Origin of the sequence: Oerskovia sp. NPDC060287 (assembly GCF_042726775.1) — a bacterium.
In the GTDB taxonomy this organism is placed as follows: Bacteria; Actinomycetota; Actinomycetes; order Actinomycetales; family Cellulomonadaceae; genus Oerskovia; species Oerskovia merdavium.
The window spans coordinates 1-4,700 of the sequence record NZ_JBHXBO010000287.1 but is presented as its reverse complement, the minus strand read 5'-3'; the positions used below and the strand labels follow the sequence as shown (position 1 = coordinate 4,700).

General features: G+C 70.5%; 4 protein-coding genes. 2 read left to right on the top strand and 2 right to left on the bottom strand.

From position 1 onward, the window contains the following. Window positions 1-122: 122 nt before the first annotated feature. Window positions 123-1,214, bottom strand: coding sequence for a branched-chain amino acid ABC transporter substrate-binding protein (locus ACFWFR_RS17570; protein ID WP_377623889.1), 1,092 nt, complete (start codon window positions 1,212-1,214; stop codon window positions 123-125). A gap of 473 nt (window positions 1,215-1,687) precedes the next feature. Further along, window positions 1,688-2,539 (bottom strand): aldo/keto reductase, encoded by an 852-nt coding sequence (locus tag ACFWFR_RS17565; RefSeq protein ID WP_377623888.1) that lies wholly within the window; start codon window positions 2,537-2,539, stop codon window positions 1,688-1,690. 201 nt (window positions 2,540-2,740) lie between these two features. Between ACFWFR_RS17565 and ACFWFR_RS17560 the strand changes: the two genes are divergently transcribed. Both ACFWFR_RS17560 and ACFWFR_RS17555 read left to right on the top strand, forming a co-directional pair. Further along, complete coding sequence (locus tag ACFWFR_RS17560; RefSeq protein WP_377623886.1) at window positions 2,741-4,276, top strand: polysaccharide deacetylase family protein; 1,536 nt, start codon at window positions 2,741-2,743, stop codon at window positions 4,274-4,276. A gap of 182 nt (window positions 4,277-4,458) precedes the next feature. Continuing rightward, the gene (locus ACFWFR_RS17555) at window positions 4,459-4,662 is read left to right on the top strand and encodes a cold-shock protein (protein WP_030152390.1); all 204 of its coding nucleotides are present in this window, start codon (window positions 4,459-4,461) and stop codon (window positions 4,660-4,662) included. The last annotated feature ends 38 nt before the right edge of the window (window positions 4,663-4,700 follow it).

Below are 4,700 nucleotides of genomic sequence, written 5' to 3'. Positions count from 1 at the left end.
CCCCGCGAGGGGGGCGGGCGCGCCGTGGCCCGCTCGGCGGCTGCCGTCAGGGCACACCGCCCCCGACCCGGTCGTGCTCGACCAGGCGGGGGCGGCGCTCCGGACCGGCAGGCGCCGACCGGCTACTTGACCTCGTAGATCCAGATCAGGGCCGACGAGAGCTCGCCCGTGTCGTCCCACTTGTAGGTGCGGGCCAGGCCCTCACCGTCGTAGTTCGTCACGAAGTCGAGCATCCCGGCACGGTCCGTCACGCCGGACGCGATCGCGGTGAGCATGATCGTCGCCAGGTCGTAGCCCTCGACCGAGTAGACGCCGGGAGCCTGGCCGTTGAGCGCCTCGTAGGCCGAGGCGAACTCGTCAGGAGCCGGGCCGCAGGGGCACGACAGGATCGCGCCCTTGGACGCGGCCCCCGCCTGGGTCACAAACTGCGGGTCGTTGGTGCCGTCCGCGGACACGAACGGGATGTCGACGCCCGCGTCACGCAGCTGCTGCGCGAACGGTGCCGCCTCGGCGTAGTAGCCGGCATAGAAGACCGCGTCGGCGTCCGAGCTCGAGATGAGCTGGGTCGCCGCGGCGAAGTCCTTGTCGCCGACCTTGACCTCGGCCGAGCACGAGTCGTCCGCCGCGTCACCCAGTCCCGCGGTGATCTCCTTGGCGAGGCCCACGCCGTAGTCCGAGTTGTCCTGGACCACGCAGACCTTCTCGTAGCCGAGCGTGTCCACCATGTACTTGGCGACCGCGGGGCCCTGGACCGCGTCGTTCGCCAGTCCGCGGAAGAACGTCTTCCAGCCGTTCTTGGTGATGTCGGGGTTGGTCGCCGACGCCGACAGCGACGGCAGGCCCGCCTGGCTGAAGACGTCGCCGGTCGCGGACGTCTCGCCCGAGAACGCCGGGCCGAGGAGCGCGATGACGCTCGCGTCGCCCACGATCTGCGGGGCGACCTGGGTGGCCTTCTGCGGGTCTCCCTCGGTGTCGAACTCCTTGATGGTGATCTGGCAGCCCGCGTTCGCGGCGTTGAACGCGTCGACGGCGACCTTGGCGCCGTAGAGGATGTTCTGCCCGAGCGCGGCGTTGGGGCCGGTCAGGGCGCCGGCCATGGCGATCGAGGTTCCCTCGGCGCACTCGGCCGTCCCGTCACCGGCCGGGTCGACGGGGTCGCCCGAGGTCTCGACCGGGACCTCCTGGCCGTCGATGTCGATCTGGACGGATGGCACGATCGCGAGGTCGGCCGTGCCGGTCTCGCTCGACGACTCTGTCGATCCTGTGTTGTCCCCCTGAGACTGAGTACCGCATGCGGTGATGGCGAGGGTGGCAGCCAGCGCGAGGGCCAGCCCACCCGTCGTTCGACGTGCTGTGCGTTGCATTCCGAACCTCCGTGCGCCAGATCGCACCCGGGTGCTCAGAGTCCTCGCACCCGCGGTGGATCACCTGAATATTCAGCACTGAATATCGTGCTGACGATGGCACAGGTCGGACGAGCGCGAAACCCCAGTTGCACAATTGCAACCAGAGAGTCACACACGGCGAACCGGACAACGTGCCCGAGGTTCCGGGCTCGGGTCCTGACGACCTGAGTGCATGGAACGTATGCGGACACCGTTACGCGAGACTCCGTGCCGCGTTACGGCACCGTCACGGGGACGTCTCGATTCGGCAGAGGCGCAGGTGAGGGGTCTGCGACCCGGGCTCAGGCCGGGTACTGCGAGAACGCGGCCGTCGCGGGGTCGGAGCCCAGGCGCGCGTCCGAGTCGAGCGCGTCGATCGCCGCGACCTCCTCGGCCGAGAGCTCGAACCCGAACACGTTGATGTTCGCGGCGATGCGCTCGGGGTTCACCGACTTGGGGATGACGATCCGTCCGCCCTGGACGTGCCAGCGCAGGATCGCCTGCGCAGGAGTGACACCGTGCGCGGCCGCGACCGCCGCCACGGCGGGGTGGTCCAGGTCCGCGCCTCGCCCGAGCGGCGAGTACGCCTCGACCGCGATGCCCGCGGCGAGCGTCGCGGCCTGCGTGGCCCGCTGCTGGTAGGTGGGGTGGACCTCGACCTGGTTGACGGCGGGCACCACGTCGGTCTCGGCAAGCAGCCGCGCGAGGTGGTCGGGCAGGAAGTTGGACACGCCGATCGCACGCGCGGCGCCGTCGGCGTAGAGCTTCTCGAACGCCCGCCAGGTCTCGACGTAGAGGTCCTTGCTGGGCACGGGCCAGTGGATGAGGTACAGGTCGACGACCTCGACGTCGAGGGCCTCGCGCGAGTCCTCGAACGCCTGGAGGGCCGGCTCGAACCCCTGGTCGCCGTTGCGCAGCTTGGTCGTCACGAAGATCTCGTCGCGGTGCAGCCCGCTCGCGCGCAGCGCCGCACCGACCCCGGCCTCGTTGTAGTAGCCGGCCGCGGTGTCGATGTGCCGGTAGCCCGCCTCGAGCGCCTGCTCGACGTTCTGCTGGGTCGCGTCGTCGGGCACCTTGAAGACGCCGAGGCCGACCTGCGGGACGGTAACACCGTTGTTCAGCACGACGCCGGGGACCTGGGAGGGAGAGACCATCACTCAGTTCTACCCCGCGCCCGGCGGTGGGCACCACCCGTCGCGCGCCACGGACGGCCGCCGCGGCCAGGGTGCCCGGCGCGTGAAGGTCGTGGAGCACCTGAGGCGGCCGTGCGAGGGGTCGAGGCGGACGCTGTGGCGCTCGCCTCATCGGCCCGTCCGGGCGCGACGCGCACCGTTCGGGCGTGGCACGGTGGCCTGATGTCCCCGCACGCCTCCCCGTCCCGCGGCCTGCCGTCGGGCGGTCCGTCCCCCGCGCACCCGCGGAGCCGGGCCGTCTGGGTCGTCGCCGTCGTCGTCTCCCTGCTGGTCGCCGCCGCGGGCGTCACGTTCTACCTGACGCGCGCGTCCGCACAGCCGTCGGCACAGCCCTCGCCGACCCCGTCACCGACCGCGACCCCGGTCCCCGCCGAGCGCGTGGACCCGCCGGCGGTCCTCGACCCGACCTCGGTCGAGAACCTCGAGATCCACCAGGAGTCGACCGCGGACACGGGCGACGCCCGCTCGGTCTCGACCGTCGCGATCCCGGGCGAGCGCTCGCTCGCGCGGGCGTTCGGCCGCTTCGTCGACGGGACGACGCAGGCCTACGAGTCGGCGATCGACCCCGGCGCGGTGGGCAACGAGCTCAACGTCGGGTGGGACCTGGTGCTCGCGCAGGGCGACGTGCTGGGCGTGCACGCCTCGACCTACGCCTTCACGGGCGGGGCGAACGGGGAGGTGGGCAGCCAGACGTTCTACACCGACCTCCCGCGCGCGACCACGACGTGGTCGTCGGACCTGCTCACCGCGGACGGCCGCAAGCAGGCCGCGGAGTGGGCGGGAGCGGCGCTCGCGGCCGAGGGGCTGGGGTTCGGCGAGCCCGTGCCGTCGTCGGAGGACACGTTCCGGGACGTCCGTCTCGGGCCCGACGGCGCAGCGACCCTGGTCTTCTCGCCCGGCCTGGTCTCGGCCCGGGCCGACGGGGAGCTGGCCGTGCGCCTCGAGCCGGACGCGACGCGGAGCGTCCTGTCGGCCGTCGGCAAGCAGCTTGCCGAGGTCGCGGCGAGCGGTGCAGCGTTCATCGGGATCGCCCCACCCCCTGCCGAGGAGCCGCCCGTGGCCGCTCAACCCCCCGCGTCGCCCGACGCACCGGACTGCTCGGTGCTGCGGTGCATCGCCCTGACGTTCGACGACGGCCCCGGCAGGTACACGTCGCAGCTCCTCGACACCCTGGCCGAGAAGCAGGCCAGGGCCACGTTCTTCCTCGTCGGTCGGTCGGTCCAGGCGAACCCGGACCTGGTGCGCCGCGAGGTCGCCGAGGGCCACGCCGTCGGGAACCACACGTGGTCGCACCCCGACCTGTCGAAGCTCGGTACCGACCAGATCTCGCAGGAGCTGCAGTCGACCGCGGACGCGGTCGAGGCCGCGTCGGGCGTCCGACCGACCCTCGTGCGCCCTCCCTACGGCGCGACGAGCGATACTGTGACGAGTGTCCTCTCCCAGCGCAACGAGCCGGCGATCCTGTGGGACGTCGACACCGAGGACTGGAAGAACAAGGACTCGGCCATGACCTCCGAAAGGGCTCTCGCAGGTGCCCGACCTGGGGCGATCCTGCTGATGCACGACATCCACGCCTCGACCGTGTCGGCCGTGCCGGGCATCGTGGACAGTCTGCGGGCCGCTGGTTACACGCTCGTGACCGTGCCCGATTTGCTCGGTCATGACCTGGTTGGTGGACACAAGTACTTCAATCGTTAGCAACAGGGGTAGCACAGTCGGAGTAACCCCTGTACCGTTACCGGTGAGATTGCAGTGCCTCGCTTGTCCTTGCGCAACGGCCCCATGCCACCGCGAACCTTGTTACCCAAGAGTTGACGACGAACACCGTGATGTTCGGCTCCAGATCATGGAGCTGTTTGAAACTCTAGAAGGAGATCCCCATGGCATTGGGAACCGTGAAGTGGTTCAACGGCGAGAAGGGCTACGGCTTCATCGCACCTGAGGACGGCAGCGCCGACGTGTTCGCGCACTACTCCGCCATCCAGACGCAGGGCTTCCGCTCGCTCGAGGAGAACCAGCGCGTCGAGTTCGACGTGACGCAGGGCCCCAAGGGCCCGCAGGCGGAGAACATCCGCCCGCTCTGATCTCACTCGCCTCCGGGCGTAGCTGATCATTGAACGAG

Bases quoted from the DNA above. Each gene is read 5' to 3' on its own strand.
- ACFWFR_RS17555 (WP_030152390.1), top strand. From the start codon at position 4,459: ATGGCATTGGGAACCGTGAAGTGGTTCAACGGCGAGAAGGGCTACGGC.
- ACFWFR_RS17560 (WP_377623886.1), top strand. From the start codon at position 2,741: ATGTCCCCGCACGCCTCCCCGTCCCGCGGCCTGCCGTCGGGCGGTCCG.
- ACFWFR_RS17565 (WP_377623888.1), bottom strand. From the start codon at position 2,539: ATGGTCTCTCCCTCCCAGGTCCCCGGCGTCGTGCTGAACAACGGTGTT.